Genomic DNA, 16,664 nt, shown 5'->3' on the forward strand with positions numbered 1-16,664 from the left:
CTCGATGAAATTGCGTGAAAAAATGCTTTGAAATTTCACGAACCTCTGGCATCGTGAAAAACAGGGAGAAATTTTCACGAGATTCGGAGCGGCCAGTGAACAGCCAAGCCCCCCAAAGTGCCACATTGGGTGCCGATATTCGCGCGCTGCGAAAGGCGCGTGGGTTGACGCTGACCGAGATCGCGGCACGTTTGGATCGCTCTGTCGGGTGGCTCAGCCAGGTTGAACGCGACAAATCCGACCCGTCGATTTCCGACCTGCGCCAGATTGCGGAATCGCTGGGCGTGCCAATGTCGATGCTGTTTGCGCATTCTGCTGTTCCCAGCGACGAACAGGGCTATGTGGTGCGGGCCGGAACCCGCAGACCCATGGGATCGGATGAAGAGGGCCTGATCGAAGAACTGCTCTCGCCCGATCTGACCGACGATTTCGAAATGGTGCATTCCACCTTCGAGCCTCGGTCGCAAATGCAAACCCCGGCCAACCGACCGACGCAGGAGGTCGGGTATATGGTATCCGGCCATCTGGACCTGACCATCGGCAGCCGCCAGTTCACGGTGGGACCGGGCGATAGTTTCCGCATCAAGCATGAACCCTATCAATGGGCGAACCCCTATGATGAGCCCGCCGTGGCGATCTGGGTCATCGCCCCGCCGGTGTATTGATGAGAGCGTATTGATGAGCTTTGAGGCCTGGACCATATTCGCGCTGTTCTGGGTGGTGTTCGTCACTACGCCCGGACCAAATGCGGTCAATTGCATCTCGAACGGTATGAGCCTGCCGTTTCCCAAGGCGATGCTGGGGGTGTTGGCGATCCTGACGCAGGCGAGCGCGTTTCTGACCCTGTCGGCGCTGGGCGTGACCGCCCTGATCGCCGCATCGCCGACTGGGTTTTTCATTGCCAAACTGGTGGGTGCCGGGTTCCTGATCTGGCTGGGCATCCGCGGCTGGATGAACGCCGCGAAACCTGCGCCCGCCTCTGAACGGCCCGCGCGGCATGTCTATCTGCACGCACTGGCGGTGGCGACGATCAACCCCAAAAGCGTGGCCGGATATCTGGCCGCCTTTTCGCAATTCGTGCAGCCCGATGTGCCGATCTGGCAGCAGATGGGGGTGATCATGCCCACCGCGCTGGTCATCACCACGCTCAGCTATACCGGGTTCACCCTGTTGGGCGCGCTGATGGGCAAGGCGGCGCTGGGGGCGGTGTTCAACATCTGGGTGCGCCGGGTCATGGCAGCCTGTTTCATCATCTACGGCGTGTTGCTGGGCACCAGCTCCACGCCTGCAGCAAGGGGGTAATCACATGCATACTGGTTCCTGCCTGTGCGGTTCGGTCGCCTTTACCATCGACGGAGATCTGTCGCCGCCCTCGGCCTGCCATTGCGGCCAGTGCCGCAAGCAATCGGGTCATATCTGGGCCTCGACCTCGACCCATCAGGACAACCTGAGCTTTACCGCAAGCGATACCCTAAGCTGGTTCCGCGCCTCGGATATCGCCCGACGTGGATTTTGCAACGCTTGCGGTTCGTTCCTCTTCTGGCAGCACAATGATGAGGACACAATCTCGATTTCCATGGGCGCGCTAAGCGAACCCACAGGACTGCACCTCGCCCGGCACATCTTTGTGGCCGACAAGGGCGATTACTACGACATTACGGACGATCTGCCTCAAGAGGCACAGTAACAGGGATCAAACAACATGAGTGATTTTCCGACAAAAGCCCGCGTGGTTGTTATCGGTGGCGGTGTGGTGGGGACCTCCTCGCTGTACCATCTGGCCAAGAAGGGCTGGACTGACTGCGTTCTGCTGGAAAAGAACGAACTGACAGCGGGTTCGACCTGGCATGCGGCGGGCAACGTGCCGACCTTCTCGACCTCATGGGCGATCATGAACATGCAGCGCTATTCGACCGAGCTGTATGCGCGTCTGGGGGATGAGGTCGACTATCCGATGAACTACCACCAGACCGGCTCGATCCGTCTGGCACACACGAAAGAGCGCGTGCAGGAGTTCGAGCGCGCCTGTGCCATGGGCCGTTATCAGGGCATCGAGATGGAGATGTGGACGCCCGAACAGGCCAAGGAAAAATACCCGTTCCTCGAAACCCACGATCTGGAAGGCGTGCTGTTCGACCCCAGCGACGGTGACATCGACCCGGCGCAGCTGACGCAGGCACTGGCCAAGGGTGCGCGCGATATGGGTGCGAAAATCCTGCGCTTTACGCCTGCGACCGGTGTGACCCAGCACGAGGACGGAACCTGGACCGTCAGCACCGAAAAGGGCGATATTGACTGCGATTACGTCGTAAACGCCGCCGGGTATTATGCGCAGCGTGTCGGCGAGTGGTTCAAGCCTTATGGCGGGCGCACGGTGCCTATGATGGTGATGAGCCACCAGTACCTGCTGACCGAAGAAATCCCCGAGATTGAGGCTTGGTCGAAGCAAAGCGGCAAAAAGCTGCCTCTGCTGCGCGATGTGGATGTGTCGTATTACCTGCGGCAGGAAAAGCACGGCTTCAACATCGGCCCCTATGAACCCAACTGTCGCGCGCATTGGGAAACCGACGCCGACCCGATGCCCGATGACTTCAGCTTCCAGCTCTGGTCCGACGATCTGGACCGGATCGAAGACATCGTCGCCGACGCGATGGAGCGTGTGCCGCTGTCCGGTGAGGCCGGAATCTCGCGCATCATCAACGGCCCGATCCCCTATGCGCCCGATGGCCTGCCGCTGATCGGCCCGATGCCCGGTGTGAAAAACGCGTTCGAGGCCTGCGTCTTTACCTTTGGCATCGCGCAGGGCGGCGGTGCTGGCAAGGTGCTGGCGGAATGGATCGTCGATGGCCACACCGAATGGGATATGTGGTCGGTCGATCCGCGCCGCTACACCGACTACACCGATCACGATTACTGCGTGAAAAAGGGGATGGAGGTTTACGGCAACGAATACGCCATGCATTTCCCCCACCACGAATGGCCCGCCGCGCGCGACAAGAAACTGTCGCCGGTGCATGACACGGTCAAAGAACTGGGCGGTGTCATGGGCGCCTATAACGGCTGGGAACGCGCCAACTGGTTCGCGATGCCGGGCGACGACACCTCGCTTGAGGCGACGCACACATGGGGCCGGTCCGGTCCGTGGGAGCAGCGGATCAAGGAAGAATGTGAGGCCGTGCGCGACCATTGCGGTGTGCTGGACCTGCCTGGCTTCTCGCGCTTCATGGTCAAGGGCGAGGGTGCCGCCGAGGCGCTGCGCGGTCTGGTCACGGGCGGTCTGCCCAAGGCGGGCCGGATGAACCTCGTCTACGTTTCGGACGACCGGGGCCGCATCCTGACCGAGATGTCCTGTATCCGTCTGGGCGAAGATGAGTTCGTGATGATCACCGCCGCCACGGCGCAGTGGCATGACCGCGATATCCTGCTGAAGGCGATGCCTGCCGGGGTGTCGGTCGAGGATGTCACCACCACCCGCGACACGCTGATCGTGACCGGCCCGAAATCGCGTGAGATCCTGTCGGGTCTAACCGATGCGGACCTGTCCACCGGATGGTTGACCCACCAGTCCGCTACCGTCGCCGGACAACCCGCCTATCTGATCCGCGTGTCCTTTGCCGGTGAACTGGGTTGGGAGGTTCATGCCCTGAACGAGCATATGCCCGCGATCTACGGTGCGATCATCGACGCCGGGGCCAAGCCGTTTGGCATGTACGCGCTGAACAGCTTGCGTATCGAAAAGGGATACCGCGCGTGGAAAGGCGATCTGTCGACCGATTACTCGCTTCTGCAAGGCGGGCTGGGGCGGTTCGTAAAGCTGGACAAGCCGCAGGACTTCCCCGGCAAGGCGGCGATCCTGAACGAAAAGCAGCAGGGCGTGAAGAAGTCGTTCGTTACCCTGACGGTCGAAGCCGGTGAGTGTGACGCGCCCTATATGTCCTGCATCTGGCAAGGCGATCAGATTGTGGGTGAGACGACCTCGGGCGCATGGGGTTATCGCGTGGGCAAATCCATCGCGCTGGGCATGATCAGGACCGAGCTTGCCAATCCCGGCACCGAGCTTGAGGTCGAAATCTACGGTCAGAAACACCGTGCCGTGGTACAAGAGGACCAACCGCTTTGGGACCCCGAGAACGAGCGGTTGCGCGCGTAACCCCGTACGGAGATCGCCATGAGCAAACGATACGCCAAACTGGGACCCGGAGAGGGTCCCAACTATGACTGGGAAAATGACCACACCTTCGTCAAGGTGTCCGGTCAGGACACCGGTGGCGCATACGCGCTCATGGAAGACAATCTGAAGGCCAGCTTCGCGCTTGGCCTTCATCGCCACGACAGCCATGCCGAGACCTTCTATTTTCTGGAAGGTGCGGTGGATTTCTACGTCGATGGCGACTGGCATAGATGTACCCCGGGTACGACGATGCATGTCCCGCCCGGGGTGCCCCATGCCTGCCGGGTGGCCGATGCGGCCCCCGCCAGAATGCTGATGATCTTCCAACCCTCGGGCTTCGATGGCTTTCTTGCCGAACTGGCCGGGATGGATGAGGCTGACTTTGCCGATGAGGCCAAAATGGCCGCGCTCAACGCACGGTACGACATTGTGCCGATGGGTCCGGTTCCGGCGCATCCCGATGACGCGGGCTGACAGATGACTTTGCCCGAAACCATGTCCGGCGTTTACCTGACCCGTCACGGTGGGCCAGAGGCGCTGGAATGGCGGCAGGATATTCCCGTTCCTCAACCCGGTCCGGGGCAGGTGTTGGTGCGCGTCGCGGCTGCCGGGGTCAACAACACCGATATCAATACGCGGGTTGGCTGGTATTCCTCGGACGTCACAAGCGCCACCGGGGAGGTCGATCAGGATGTCGAGGTCGGTGGCTGGGGCGGTGCGCTGCGCTTCCCTCGGATACAGGGCGGTGATCTGTGTGGCATCGTCGAAATGATTGGCGCGGGGGCCGGGTTTCAGCCGGGCCAACGTGTGACCTGCCCGATCAACCTGCCGCGCCCACGTCCGGGTCATCCGCACGGGTTCATTGCCCTGGGGTCCGAGATCGATGGCGCGTTTGCGCAATATTGTCTGGTTGAGGCGGATGATCTTTATGACGTCAGTGCCTCGCCCCTGTCAGATGTGGAAATCGCCGCCATTCCCTGCGCTTTCGGCACCGCCGAGAACCTGCTGACCCGGGCAGGCGTGACTGCGGGCCACAAGGTCCTGATCACTGGTGCATCAGGCGGCGTTGGACTGGCTGCCGTGCAACTGGCGCGCCTGCGTGGCGCGTCGGTCTGGGGCGTGACCAGCGCGGCCAAGACTGAAGTGGTGAAAGCTCAGGGTGCGGTTCAGATATTTGACCGGGATGCCGCTTTGCCCGCCGACATGTTCGATGTTGTGATCGACGTGGTCGGTGGCCCGGCTTGGGCGGCGCTGATCCTGGCGCTGAAACCCGGCGGGCATTATGCCGTTTCGGGCGCGATTGCCGGTCCGATGGTTCAGGCCGATCTGCGCGACATCTATCTGCGCGATATCACCATCCACGGCTGCACCCATCAGCCCCCCGAGGTGTTTGGGCGTTTGGTCGAGTTGATGAATGCAGGGCGCATCAAACCGTTGATTTCCCGCACATACCCCTTAAAGGACATCATCACGGCGCAAGAGGATTTTCAATCCAAGGCGCTGCCTGGAAAACTGGTGCTGATCCCGTAAGGAGCTGGAAACATGGCCGATATTACCCTTCTGGATGGCTCGATCGGGCAAGAGCTGGTGAAACGCAGTGGAAAACGCCCCACGCCATTGTGGTCGACACGGGTGATGATCGATCACCCTGAACTGGTGCACGACGTTCATGCCGAATATTTCCGGCGCGGCGCGACCGTGGCAACGACCAACACCTACGCCGTTCATCGCTCGCGTCTGGTGCGGGAAGGGATCGAGGATCAGCTTGCAACTCTGGTTGAAGCAGCCGTCATGCAGGCAAACGCCGCGCGGCAGGGTACGGCAGGGCGGGTGGCCGGATCGCTCGGCCCGCTTCTGGCAACCTACCGGCCTGATCTGAAACCTGACCCCGAGGATGCGGCACGGAAGTTCGGCGAACTGGTCTCGTTGATGGCAGACGACGTAGATCTGTTTTTGATCGAAACGGTGTCTTCACTGCTCGAGGCCGGAGGCACCCTGCGCGGCACGGAAGGCTGCGGCAAGCCGGTGTGGCTGGCCCTGTCGGCCATGGATGATGACGGAACGCGGTTGCGCTCGGGCGAGGCTTTGGAGCTGATCGCGCCTTTGGTCGCGCAGTACCAACCGCAGGCTTTGCTGATCAACTGCACCCGGCCCGAGGCTGTTCCCGCAGCACTGGACATCCTGTCCGGTATGGGGCTGCCCTACGGGGCCTATGCCAACGGTTTCACCCATATCGCCGACGGGTTTTTGCAGGATGCGCCAACCGTTGACAGCCTTCAGCAGCGCCATGACCTTGGCCCCGACGCCTATGCAGATCACGCGATGGCTTGGGTGGAACAGGGGGCCACGATTGTTGGCGGATGCTGCGAGATCGGCCCGGACCATATCGAGGCACTGGCCCACCGCCTTGTGGCTGCCGGTCATCGGATCGTCTGAACCGAATGGGGGCTGAATGAAAAAGAAAAACAATTCAGCTTCGGCGGATCAGGCCGCTGACCCGATCCATTTTGACATTCTGGTCGCGCCCGGATTTGTGCTGCTGGAACTCGCGTCACTTGTGGATGTTCTGCGCATTGCCAACCGGGTGAGTCCGACGCCGCCATTCTCGTATAGCTACCGATCTCTGCGCGGCGGTGCTGTGGCCAGCAGCAGCGACGCGACAGTCGCGACCGAGGTCGTGTCGGCGCACCCCAACGCGGCTTATCTGTTCGTTATCGGCAACTCGAACCCGGACCACCCGGATCTGTCCCTGGGGCGGATCGTCTCGGACTATACCTATCGAGGTGCGCAGGTCTTTCTGCTGGCCGAAGCCGCCAGCCGGTATATCGATGAACAGGGCACTGCGGATCTGGCAACCCATTGGGAAAATGCCTCTTTCCTGCGTGAACGCGGTGCCCGGTTCGAGGCCACACTGTCCATCGCCACCGAACGGGGCGGGGTGGTGACCTGCGCCGGTATGAGCGCGACCACCGATATCGCCCTGTCTGTGATCGGTCGCCATATCTCGGGCCCGACGCAAATGACCGTGGCCGACATCATGCTGCACGAGAACATTCGCGACTTTGCGTCGATGCAGCCCTTCTCGGGCGCGAAAACCACGGCAACAGGCGATGCCAAGCTGGATCAGTGCATCAAGCTGATGCAGGCGAATATCGAGGACCCTTTGCCCATTCACGAACTGGTGGACGCGCTAGGCATTTCGAACAGATCGCTTGAGCGGAAGTTCAAGGCCTTCTTCGGCACCACACCCAACGGGTTCTACCGTGAAATGCGATTGGCCAAGGCCAACAACCTGCTGCTGAACACCACCATGAGCGTCCGCGAAATCGGACTGGCCTGCGGGTTCCCGAACGGATTCGCCTCGGTCTACAAAAGTTTCTTCGGCGTCACGCCCTTCGTGATGCGTCGGCAAAAGAGACAATCCGCACAAAGATGATTTTTGCGGATGCGGTGACGTTTTTGATGGATTCTGTGTCGATCTTTCGTGTCATGCAGATGAAAACCTGACAAAGCGGAGTCGTCAGAATGGTTGATCTTCCCAACAAGGCCCGCGTGGTCATCATCGGCGGTGGCGTCGTCGGATGTTCGGTCGCGTATCACCTGACCAAGAAAGGCTGGAACGATGTTGTTCTGCTGGAACGCAAGCAACTGACCAGCGGCACCACATGGCACGCGGCGGGCCTGATTGCGCAGCTGCGCGCGACGGCCAACATGACCAAGCTGGCGAAATACAGTCAGGAGCTTTACGGCGCGCTCGAGGAAGAAACCGGTGTTGCCACCGGGTTCAAGCGGGTCGGTTCGATCACCGTGGCCCTGACCGAAGACCGCAAGGAAGAGATTTACCGTCAGGCCGCCATGGCCCGCGCCTTTGGCGTTGAGGTCGAGGAAATCTCGAACGAGCGCGTGCAGGAGATGTATCCGCACCTGAACCTCGACGGTGTCACAGGTGCCGTCTACCTGCCGCTGGACGGGCAGGGCGACCCGGCAAACATCGCGCTGGCGCTGGCAAAGGGTGCGCGTCAGCGGGGCGGGATCGTCAAAGAACGGATCAAGGTCACAGATATTGTCAAAGAGGGCCGCAAGGTCACGGGTGTAGACTGGGTCGCCGATGACGGCAGCGCCTCGGGTCATATCGAATGCGACATGGTGGTGAACTGCGCAGGCATGTGGGGGCACGAGGTTGGCCGCATGGCCGGCGTGAACGTGCCGCTGCACGCGTGTGAACACTTCTACATCGTCTCGGAACCCATCGACGGTCTGACGCAATTGCCGGTGCTGCGCGTGCCGGACGAATGCGCCTATTACAAGGAAGACGCGGGCAAGATGATGCTGGGCGCGTTCGAACCCATCGCCAAGCCCTGGGCGATGGATGGCATCCCCGACAGTTTCGAGTTTGACCAACTGCCCGAGGATTTCGATCATTTCGAGCCGATCCTCGAGGCCGCCTGCGAGCGGATGCCGATGCTGGCCGAGGCGGGGATTCATACGTTCTTTAACGGCCCGGAATCCTTCACGCCCGACGACGCCTATCATCTGGGTCTTGCGCCCGAGATGGACAATGTCTGGGTCGCCGCCGGGTTCAACTCAATCGGTATCCAATCCGCTGGCGGTGCGGGTATGGCGCTGGCCGAATGGATGGACAGCGGCGAGAAACCGTTCGATCTGGGTGACGTGGATATCAGCCGGATGCAGCCGTTTCAGGGCAACAAACAGTACCTGTATGAGCGCTCGAAAGAGACGCTGGGCCTGCTTTACGCCGACCACTACCCCTATCGTCAAAAAGCAACCGCGCGCGGCGTGCGCCGGACACCGTTCCATCACCACCTGAAGGAACACGGGGCGGTATTCGGCGAAATCGCGGGTTGGGAACGCGCCAACTGGTTCGCGAATGAAGGGCAGGAACGCGAATACCAGTACAGCTGGAAACGTCAGAACTGGTTCGAAAATTCGGCTGCCGAACACCGGGCGGTGCGCGAGAATGTCGGCATGTATGACATGTCGTCCTTCGGCAAAATCCGCGTCGAAGGCCCGGATGCCGAGGCGTTCATGAACTATATCGGCGGCGGTGATTACGCGGTGCCCAATGGCAAGATCGTCTACACCCAGTTCCTGAACCGCTCGGGCGGGATTGAGGCGGACGTGACCGTCACCCGCCTGACCGAGACATCCTATCTGGTGGTCACCCCGGCGGCGACGCGTCTGGCCGATCAGACCTGGATGCAGCGCAATGCCGGTGGTTTCAACGTGGTCATCACCGACGTCACCGCAGGCGAGGGCGTGCTGGCCGTCATGGGCCCGAATGCGCGCAAGCTGCTGGAAAAAGTCTCTCCGGCCGATTTCTCGAACGCGACCAACCCGTTTGGCACCGCGCAGGAGATCGAGATCGGCATGGGCCTGGCCCGCGCCCATCGCGTGACCTATGTAGGCGAGCTTGGGTGGGAGGTTTATGTTTCCTCCGACATGGCGGGCCATGTCTTTGAGACGCTGCACGAAGCCGGTCAGGACATGGGCCTGAAACTGTGCGGTATGCACATGATGGACAGCTGCCGGATCGAAAAAGGCTTCCGCCATTTCGGCCATGACATCACCTGCGAGGATCATGTGGTTGATGCGGGCCTTGGCTTTGCCGTCAAGGTCGACAAGGGCTGCGATTTTATCGGGCGCGAGGCTGTGATCGCGCGCAAGGAAAGCGGGCCGATGAACCGTCTGGTGCAGTTCAAGCTGACCGATCCCGAGCCATTGCTGTTCCACAATGAACCGATCATCCGCGACGGCGAATATGTGGGCTATTTGAGTTCGGGCAACTATGGCCACACGCTGGGCGGTGCCATCGGCATGGGTTATGTGCCCTGCGAGGGCGAGAAAGCAGCGGATGTTCTGGCCTCGACCTATGAGATCGACGTGTGTGGTGTGAAGGTCAAGGCAGAGGCGTCTCTTAAGCCGATGTACGACCCGAAATCGGAACGTGTGAAACTGTGACGAAGGGGGCAGGGGGCTCTGCCCCCGCCGCCCGTTCCGGGCGACTCCCCCGAGGTATTTATAGCCAGATGAAGCAGGGGATCCGCTCTTCATCTGGCCAAAAATATCTCGGAGCGCGAAGCAGAGCCTCGCATTCGCAACAGCGCCTTTCGCGCGACGTTCGTGGGTGACCCATCACAATTCGTTATATTGGACTTCACGGTTTTCAGAGTTTTCAAGCGCCGCTGATCTGCCGTAAACCGGTCCGGTATCAACCGGAGATCCCCCGTGGCAGACACGCCCGTACCTTCCCAGAACGTGGACACGCCCAAGGGGCTTGCTCTGGCTGTCACGGCCTATGTTTTGTGGGGGTTTCTTCCGCTTTACATGAAGGCGCTGGATCATCTGGGTCCCTTCGAGGTGGTTGCACATCGTGTGATCTGGTCAGTGCCTGTGGCGGGGTTGTTGCTGATTGCTCTTGGACGCACGCGGGATTTGAAGGCGGCGCTGGGCAATCCCAAGATGCTGGGCATGGCCGCTGTGACGGCAGCGCTGATTTCCATTAACTGGGCGATCTATGTCTGGGCGATTTCAACCGGCCACGCGCTGGATGCCGCTTTGGGGTATTATATCAACCCGTTGTTCAGTATCGCATTGGGTGCCCTGCTGTTGCGAGAGTCGCTGACGCGTACACAATTGCTGGCCATTGGTCTTGCGGCGTTGGGCGTTGTGGTTCTGGTTCTGGAAGCCGGGCGCTTGCCGTGGGCTGCGCTGAGTCTGATGGTGACCTGGGGCTTTTATGCGTTTTTCAAACGATCTTTACCGATTGGCCCAAATCAGGGTTTTCTGCTTGAGGTTCTGATCCTGCTGATCCCCGCGCTGGTCTATGTGACCTGGCTGGGTGTTCAGGGCTCGGGCCATTTTGGAGCGAGGCTGTCGGACACGCTGTTGCTGTCCTGCGCAGGGGTCGTCACCGCGGTGCCGCTTTTGGTCTATGCCAACGGGGCCAAGCTGGTGCGCCTGTCGACGATGGGAATTCTGCAATACATCGCGCCCACCATGATCTTCATCACGGCTGTAACCGTGTTCGGAGAACAGATCGACCGGGGCCGCATGATCGCCTTCCCGCTGATCTGGTCGGCGCTGGTGGTGTATTCGATCCCGATGATCCGGCAGGCGCGGGCTCAGGCCTGAAGCAGAAGCCGGGCGGCTTTGTCGGCCCAGATCGCATAGGCTTTGGGGCTTGGGTGGTACCCGTCCGGTGCGGCGAGTGCCGGATCGTCGGGTAAGTCCAGTGTCAGATGCTTGAGTTGCGGGTGGGCCGCTGCGACCTGTTGCAATCCGCGATCCAGCCGGGCGGATTGTCGCCCCAGAACCCAGGCCAGGGGATGTGGCAAGGCAGGAAAGCGGTGCATCTGGGGTACGCCAGTCACCACAACCTTACGCGCGCCAAACCGCTGCGTCAGCAGTTTCGCCAACTGGCTCTGCCGGTCGAGGAAGCGACGGTATGTAACCCCACGGGTCACGTCATTGACCCCAAGCGCGGTAATGACGGCGTCGAATTCGCCCTGAATCCCAAGCAGGCGGTCGATCGTGTCCTGAGTCGTATGCCCCGTCGTGGCCTCCAGCCGCCATTCGACCGAGTGATGCCGGGACAGTCGGTTCACCAGTTGACCCGAAAGCGCCTGATCCTGCGTGCCCGCACCGACCCCGGCGGCAGAGCTGTCACCCGTGATCAACAGACGCAGACGCGGCCCGCGCCCGGTGCGCCCTTCGCGCGGCCCGATGGGTTCGGGCAACATCTGGGCCTTGCGGCGCACGGTCAGCCCTTGAACTGCCAGAACAGGCAGCAGAGGCAGGCGCAAAATCTGATCGGCGGCAATCGGGTTTGGCATGTTCAGCTGAGCGCGGATTTGAATTCCAGAAAGCGCGGGTCGCTCATTACGCGGGCCATCATCGCCTCACGCAGGGCTCCGATGGTCTTGTGGGGGCGCATGGCGACCTCGAATTGCTGTATCAGGCCATCGTTGTTCAGGGTGATCAGGTCCACGCCGACTGCATCCAGATCGCCGACCTTGCATTGGAACTCCAGCGCCCAATCGTTGCCGTCGCCCATGACCCGGCGATAGCGAAAATCGGAAAAAACCTGTCCGACGTGACCCAGCACAGCCGCAACCGGGGCGCGGCCTGTCCACGTGCTGTAATAGGTCGGTGGCATGAACCGGACGTCTTCGGCCAGAAGCTCATGGATCAGCGTCTCGTCGCCCTTGGCGACAACCTCTTGCATACGTTGGATTGTTGGATGCATGTCCTCTCCCCTTGCTGATCTCAAAGGTTTACGATCACTGCGCGGCACGCAAGGACGACGTTGCGGGAAGGGGCACTCTGCGATAGGCACAGCCGCATGAGCGAGACCTATGATCCCCCCCAGACACCGCTGGATATATTGCAGGAAGATGCGCAACTGATCGTGGTGAACAAACCCTCGGGCCTGTTGTCCGTGCCGGGGCGGGGCGAGCATCTGGCCGATTGCCTGCTGACCCGGGTACAGGCGGCGTTTCCGCAGGCCCTGTTGGTGCACCGGCTGGATCGGGATACCTCGGGCGTGATGGTGTTTGCCCAGACACCTCATGCGCAGCGGCATCTGAGTATGCAGTTCGAGCAGCGCCAGACCCGAAAAACCTATGTCGCGCGCGTTTGGGGGCACCTTGAGGCCAAGACGGGGACGGTAAACTTACCGCTGATCGTCGATTGGCCCAACCGACCGCGCCAAATGGTGTGCCATGAGACCGGCAAGCCGGCCGTCACAGATTGGCGCGTGGTGAAATACGACGGCGACACGACGCGCGTGCGTCTGTTTCCCAAAACCGGACGGTCGCATCAGTTGCGGATTCACATGCAAGCGTTGGGCCACCCGATTCTGGGTGACCCGTTCTATGCCGAAGGTGCGGCTCGGGATTACCCGCGCCTGATGCTGCATTCCGAGGAGTTGCGATTGAAACATCCCGAAGGTGGTGTTTCGATGAAATTCAGGGCACCTGCGGATTTCTGATCTTAAACGGCGCTGCCCCACAGCATTTTCAGATTGCCGAGAGAAAAGCGCCGTGTGCGTTTGCGCGGCGTTGCCTTTTCGCAATGCCGCGCGGATGCCAGTTCGCGCTCGATCTCAAAGGCGCGCAGGCTGTGGTCCTGTGACCAGCGGTCCAGTTTCAGGGTCATCATCACGTGATTGTCGCGGCTGGGCATGGTTGCCTCCTTTTCTTGTGCTGACCCAGCCTCGCCCAATACTCCTGACACCACCCTGTCAGGGGGCTGTGCTAAAGTGTCAGTACTTGTCACGGAGATCACCATGCGCCGTTCGTCCCGGTTGTTTGAAATCATCCAGATCCTGCGCGCCTCGGATGTGCCGGTCACGGCGGATGCACTGGCCGAACGGTTGGAGGTATCCGTGCGCACCGTCTATCGCGACATTTCCGAATTGCAGGCCCAGCGTACGCCGATCGAGGGCGAGGCCGGGGTTGGCTACATCATGCGGCGTGGCTATGACCTGCCGCCGCTGAATTTCGACGCCGAGGAGGTTGAGGCGCTGTGGGTGGGTCTGTCGATGCTGGCCCGAACAGGCGACAGCCACCTGCAGCGGGCGGCCAACCGGATCTGCCAGAAGATCGACGCGCTGCATTGCCCGGCGGACTGGCTACAAGTTGCAACCTGGGGAGCACCGCTCGATGATCCGGCCAAGGGTTGCATTCCGGTCGCGCAATATCGCGAGGCAATCCGGGCCGAGCAGAAAATCCGCATCACTTATGTCAGCGGCGAAGGCCAACGCTCGGAACGGATCGTCCGGCCCGTGGCCCTGATCTATCACATCGAATGCACCATGCTGGCAGGGTGGTGCGAGCTGCGCAGCGCCTTCCGGCATTTCAGAACCGACCGTATCTGGGCCTGCGAGGCTACGGGTCAGAGCTTTGGCGGCCAGGGTGCATCCCTGCGCGATCTGTGGAACGAACAGGAGGGTGTGACCGCAGCCCAGTAACCCGTCTTGGCGGGGAATCGCCGACCTCACCGCATTGTTGCTTGAGCCTGCCTGCAGACGCCGTGATATACTGCGCTGAACAAGGCAAACCCGAACAAACGGGGGCCAGAGCAGAAGGTGACATCATGACGATTTCCAAGTTTTTTATGGCAAGTGGGCTGTGCTCGGCGATGGCATTGGCGGCGTGTACCGATCCGGGCACGCTGAACCTGCCCAGTGATCCCAACCAGAACGCCAGACAGGGCGCCATTATCGGTGGGCTGGTCGGCGCGGGTGTTGGCGCGATTGCCAATGATTCCGACCCTCTGCTGGGTGCATTGGCCGGAGGCGCCATTGGCGCGGCGGGCGGTGGCCTGATCGGCAATCAACTGGACAAGCAGGCGGCTGAACTGCGCCAGCAACTGGCCAATGACGGGATCACCATCGTCAATGCCGGGGATCGCCTGATCGTCACCGTGCCGAATGACATCACCTTTGACACCGACAGCGCCACCGTGCGCCCGGCCCTGCGCGCCGATCTGACGCGCGTTGGCCAGAATCTGGTGAACTACCCGAATTCGAACGTGCAGATCATCGGGCACACAGACAGCGATGGCGACGCCGCCTATAACCAGGGCCTGTCCGTACGTCGTGCGAATGCGGTGGCCGATATTCTTCAGGCCAACGGTGTGAACTACAACCGCATTCGCACCATCGGGCAGGGTGAGAACAACCCGGTTGCCTCGAACCTGACACCTGCGGGCAAGGCACAGAACCGCCGGGTCGAGATTGTGATCGTTCCCAGCGGCAACGCCTGATCGCGCAGCACCTGTGCAAGAAACGGGGTTTGGATCGAGCCTGTCCCGGTCTAACTATGGGGAAACAACGAAACGGAGTTTCCCCCGATGTCCAACCCCACGCTGCTGGGCCTGTCCGGGTCCCTGCGCCAGAACGCAACCAACCGCAAATTGCTGCGCGAGGCCGCGCGCCTGTTTGACCCCGCCAGCTTTGTCGAAGCCGATCTTAACCTGCCGCTTTACGATGGTGATCTGGAAGAGGGTGAGGGCATCCCGGCCATGGTCCAAACGCTCAGGGATCAGATCGAGCAGGCGGATGCGGTGATCATCTCGACCCCGGAATATAACAAGGGGCCGTCGGGCGTTTTGAAGAACGCGCTGGATTGGGTCAGCCGGACCGAGGGCAACCCATGGGCCGACAAGCCGGTTGCCGTGATGTCGGCGGCGGCGGGCCGCGCGGGCGGGGAACGGGCGCAGATGATCCTGCGCGCCTATATGGTGCCGTTCCAGCCGATGATCCTGCAAGGCCCCGAGATTCATCTGGCCAACAGTTCGAACGAATTCGACGAACAGGGCAGGCTGGTCAGTGCGCGGTATGAAAAGTCGCTGGGCACCCTGATGCAGAAGCTGCGTGGCCTGATCGCATAACGCGCTGTCACCGCCGCCCAGCCGGTGGTGCCAGTGTTACAGCGAGGTTTCGGGCCGGAAATCATCCGGGATCGTGTCGCGTTCGTCCAGGATCAGATCGGCCATGACCTCGGCCACCTTCGGGGCCATGCCGAAACCGATCTTGAACCCTCCGTTGGCGATGAACTGCCCTCGGTGCAGCGGGTGTTCCCCAAGCATTGGCGCGCGGCTTTTGCTGCGGGGGCGAACACCGGCCCAACGCTCGATCACTTCGGCCCCGTGCAGCACGGGAACCGCCTGCATCGCCCGTTCGATCACATCGTCCAGCGCGCTGTCGGTGCTGGTGGGATCGTCGTAACCGCGTTCCGAGGTCGAGCCGATGGCCAGAGTTCCGTCCGCATGGGGTACGATATGGATCGCATCCGCAAACAGCTGCGGCACCGGGCCCGCATCAAACCGCAACAGCGCCGCTTGCCCTTTCACGCCATTGCCGACCGTTTTGCCGAAAGCGTCGCTCAGCTCTTGCAGACCGGCCAGCCCGGTGGCGTGCACGACGTGGCCAGCATCGGGTGCGTTGGCGACAACCTCGACCCCCATGACCGCCAAAGCCGCCACCAGCGCGGCACAGGCGCGGCGCGGGTGCATGCGGGCGGTCAGGGTGTCATGGATGACATAGCCGGTCGGGCTGGGCGGGGACCATGATCCGGCCTCAGCCACGTCGATCACCCTCCACGCGGCCCGGCCCTGCCACAGTTCCTGTGCCGTGAGTTCCCGCGCGCGCGCCAGATCAAGGCTGCGCTGGTCCGCAATTGGCTGGATGCGCCCCAGCCGCCCGTATCCCGCTGAAACGCCCCCGACGGCCTCGACCTGCGTCCAGAAGGGTTCGGCCATGATCAGGCTGTCGAACTGAAAGGCCTTCTTGGCGTTCCAGTTCTCGGGCACGTGCGGAGCCAGCGCCCCGACCAGACCGCCGCTGGAGCCCGCGCCCGGGCCAAAGGGGTCGACAACCTGCACCTTCGCGCCGCGTCGCGCGCAGGTCCAGGCGATGGACAGGCCGAAAATCCCAGCGCCGCGGACCGTCACATCGACCATTGCCAAA

At 61.5% G+C, this 16,664-nt stretch carries 18 protein-coding genes; 14 read left to right on the top strand and 4 right to left on the bottom strand.

Annotated elements, in window-relative coordinates; genetic code table 11:
- Window positions 1–95: 95 nt before the first annotated feature.
- The 10 genes from ACR0MO_RS17240 to rarD all read left to right on the top strand — a co-directional run bounded on the left by ACR0MO_RS17240 (window position 96) and on the right by rarD (window position 11,323).
- Window positions 96–665: an XRE family transcriptional regulator gene (locus ACR0MO_RS17240; protein WP_170523903.1), complete on the top strand. Its 570-nt coding sequence runs from the start codon at window positions 96–98 to the stop codon at window positions 663–665.
- Between the two features lie 13 nt (window positions 666–678).
- Entirely contained in the window at window positions 679–1,302 is a 624-nt protein-coding gene (locus tag ACR0MO_RS17245) for a LysE family transporter (RefSeq protein ID WP_170523906.1), read from the top strand.
- Window positions 1,303–1,306: 4 nt separating this feature from the next.
- Window positions 1,307–1,687 carry a GFA family protein gene (locus tag ACR0MO_RS17250; protein ID WP_170523909.1) on the top strand — a complete coding sequence of 127 codons (381 nt, stop codon included), beginning with the start codon at window positions 1,307–1,309 and terminating at the stop codon, window positions 1,685–1,687.
- A gap of 15 nt (window positions 1,688–1,702) precedes the next feature.
- Window positions 1,703–4,150, top strand: a complete 2,448-nt coding sequence (locus tag ACR0MO_RS17255) for a GcvT family protein (protein WP_480892480.1) — start codon at window positions 1,703–1,705, stop codon at window positions 4,148–4,150.
- Window positions 4,151–4,168: 18 nt separating this feature from the next.
- Window positions 4,169–4,645: a cupin domain-containing protein gene (locus tag ACR0MO_RS17260; RefSeq protein WP_480875723.1), complete on the top strand. Its 477-nt coding sequence runs from the start codon at window positions 4,169–4,171 to the stop codon at window positions 4,643–4,645.
- 3 nt (window positions 4,646–4,648) lie between these two features.
- Entirely contained in the window at window positions 4,649–5,701 is a 1,053-nt protein-coding gene (locus ACR0MO_RS17265) for an alcohol dehydrogenase family protein (protein ID WP_480892483.1), read from the top strand.
- 12 nt (window positions 5,702–5,713) lie between these two features.
- Window positions 5,714–6,607, top strand: a complete 894-nt coding sequence (locus tag ACR0MO_RS17270; RefSeq protein WP_480892485.1) for a homocysteine S-methyltransferase family protein — start codon at window positions 5,714–5,716, stop codon at window positions 6,605–6,607.
- Window positions 6,608–6,623: 16 nt separating this feature from the next.
- A complete protein-coding gene (locus tag ACR0MO_RS17275) occupies window positions 6,624–7,607 on the top strand; it encodes a GlxA family transcriptional regulator (protein ID WP_480892488.1) in 984 nt (327 codons plus the stop codon).
- Between the two features lie 89 nt (window positions 7,608–7,696).
- Complete coding sequence (locus ACR0MO_RS17280) at window positions 7,697–10,150, top strand: GcvT family protein (RefSeq protein WP_170455173.1); 2,454 nt, start codon at window positions 7,697–7,699, stop codon at window positions 10,148–10,150.
- Between the two features lie 267 nt (window positions 10,151–10,417).
- Window positions 10,418–11,323: an EamA family transporter RarD gene (gene rarD / locus ACR0MO_RS17285; RefSeq protein ID WP_170455171.1), complete on the top strand. Its 906-nt coding sequence runs from the start codon at window positions 10,418–10,420 to the stop codon at window positions 11,321–11,323.
- Here the strand turns inward: rarD and ACR0MO_RS17290 are convergent.
- Window positions 11,314–12,024 carry an SGNH/GDSL hydrolase family protein gene (locus tag ACR0MO_RS17290; protein WP_170455169.1) on the bottom strand — a complete coding sequence of 237 codons (711 nt, stop codon included), beginning with the start codon at window positions 12,022–12,024 and terminating at the stop codon, window positions 11,314–11,316. The genes rarD and ACR0MO_RS17290 overlap by 10 nt on opposite strands.
- A gap of 2 nt (window positions 12,025–12,026) precedes the next feature.
- On the bottom strand, window positions 12,027–12,437 hold the full coding sequence (locus ACR0MO_RS17295) for a nuclear transport factor 2 family protein (RefSeq protein ID WP_170455167.1): 411 nt from the start codon (window positions 12,435–12,437) through the stop codon (window positions 12,027–12,029).
- Window positions 12,438–12,497: 60 nt separating this feature from the next.
- On the opposite strand from ACR0MO_RS17295, the gene ACR0MO_RS17300 reads away from it, so the two are divergent.
- Window positions 12,498–13,181, top strand: a complete 684-nt coding sequence (locus ACR0MO_RS17300; RefSeq protein ID WP_480892492.1) for an RluA family pseudouridine synthase — start codon at window positions 12,498–12,500, stop codon at window positions 13,179–13,181.
- Window positions 13,182–13,183: 2 nt separating this feature from the next.
- Here the strand turns inward: ACR0MO_RS17300 and ACR0MO_RS17305 are convergent, their stop codons facing one another.
- Window positions 13,184–13,375 (bottom strand): hypothetical protein, encoded by a 192-nt coding sequence (locus ACR0MO_RS17305; protein WP_170455163.1) that lies wholly within the window; start codon window positions 13,373–13,375, stop codon window positions 13,184–13,186.
- 103 nt (window positions 13,376–13,478) lie between these two features.
- On the opposite strand from ACR0MO_RS17305, the gene ACR0MO_RS17310 reads away from it, so the two are divergent.
- From ACR0MO_RS17310 to ACR0MO_RS17320, 3 genes are all read left to right on the top strand, one after another.
- Entirely contained in the window at window positions 13,479–14,162 is a 684-nt protein-coding gene (locus ACR0MO_RS17310) for a helix-turn-helix transcriptional regulator (RefSeq protein ID WP_170455161.1), read from the top strand.
- A gap of 125 nt (window positions 14,163–14,287) precedes the next feature.
- On the top strand, window positions 14,288–14,959 hold the full coding sequence (locus ACR0MO_RS17315; RefSeq protein ID WP_170455159.1) for a YiaD family glycine zipper/OmpA-like lipoprotein: 672 nt from the start codon (window positions 14,288–14,290) through the stop codon (window positions 14,957–14,959).
- Between the two features lie 87 nt (window positions 14,960–15,046).
- Window positions 15,047–15,586, top strand: a complete 540-nt coding sequence (locus tag ACR0MO_RS17320; protein WP_170455157.1) for an NAD(P)H-dependent oxidoreductase — start codon at window positions 15,047–15,049, stop codon at window positions 15,584–15,586.
- A gap of 36 nt (window positions 15,587–15,622) precedes the next feature.
- Here the strand turns inward: ACR0MO_RS17320 and ACR0MO_RS17325 are convergent, their stop codons facing one another.
- On the bottom strand, window positions 15,623–16,657 hold the full coding sequence (locus ACR0MO_RS17325; protein WP_480892495.1) for an NAD(P)/FAD-dependent oxidoreductase: 1,035 nt from the start codon (window positions 16,655–16,657) through the stop codon (window positions 15,623–15,625).
- Between the last annotated feature and the right edge of the window lie 7 nt (window positions 16,658–16,664).

Source organism: Ruegeria sp. K5, assembly GCF_056531805.1.

Coding starts and splice junctions, on each gene's coding strand:
- ACR0MO_RS17245 (WP_170523906.1), top strand. CDS start 679: ATGAGCTTTGAGGCCTGGACCATATTCGCGCTGTTCTGGGTGGTGTTC.
- ACR0MO_RS17250 (WP_170523909.1), top strand. CDS start 1,307: ATGCATACTGGTTCCTGCCTGTGCGGTTCGGTCGCCTTTACCATCGAC.
- ACR0MO_RS17255 (WP_480892480.1), top strand. CDS start 1,703: ATGAGTGATTTTCCGACAAAAGCCCGCGTGGTTGTTATCGGTGGCGGT.
- ACR0MO_RS17260 (WP_480875723.1), top strand. CDS start 4,169: ATGAGCAAACGATACGCCAAACTGGGACCCGGAGAGGGTCCCAACTAT.
- ACR0MO_RS17265 (WP_480892483.1), top strand. CDS start 4,649: ATGACTTTGCCCGAAACCATGTCCGGCGTTTACCTGACCCGTCACGGT.
- ACR0MO_RS17270 (WP_480892485.1), top strand. CDS start 5,714: ATGGCCGATATTACCCTTCTGGATGGCTCGATCGGGCAAGAGCTGGTG.
- ACR0MO_RS17275 (WP_480892488.1), top strand. CDS start 6,624: ATGAAAAAGAAAAACAATTCAGCTTCGGCGGATCAGGCCGCTGACCCG.
- ACR0MO_RS17280 (WP_170455173.1), top strand. CDS start 7,697: ATGGTTGATCTTCCCAACAAGGCCCGCGTGGTCATCATCGGCGGTGGC.
- ACR0MO_RS17290 (WP_170455169.1), bottom strand. CDS start 12,024: ATGCCAAACCCGATTGCCGCCGATCAGATTTTGCGCCTGCCTCTGCTG.
- ACR0MO_RS17295 (WP_170455167.1), bottom strand. CDS start 12,437: ATGCATCCAACAATCCAACGTATGCAAGAGGTTGTCGCCAAGGGCGAC.
- ACR0MO_RS17305 (WP_170455163.1), bottom strand. CDS start 13,375: ATGCCCAGCCGCGACAATCACGTGATGATGACCCTGAAACTGGACCGC.
- ACR0MO_RS17310 (WP_170455161.1), top strand. CDS start 13,479: ATGCGCCGTTCGTCCCGGTTGTTTGAAATCATCCAGATCCTGCGCGCC.
- ACR0MO_RS17315 (WP_170455159.1), top strand. CDS start 14,288: ATGACGATTTCCAAGTTTTTTATGGCAAGTGGGCTGTGCTCGGCGATG.
- ACR0MO_RS17320 (WP_170455157.1), top strand. CDS start 15,047: ATGTCCAACCCCACGCTGCTGGGCCTGTCCGGGTCCCTGCGCCAGAAC.
- ACR0MO_RS17325 (WP_480892495.1), bottom strand. CDS start 16,657: ATGGTCGATGTGACGGTCCGCGGCGCTGGGATTTTCGGCCTGTCCATC.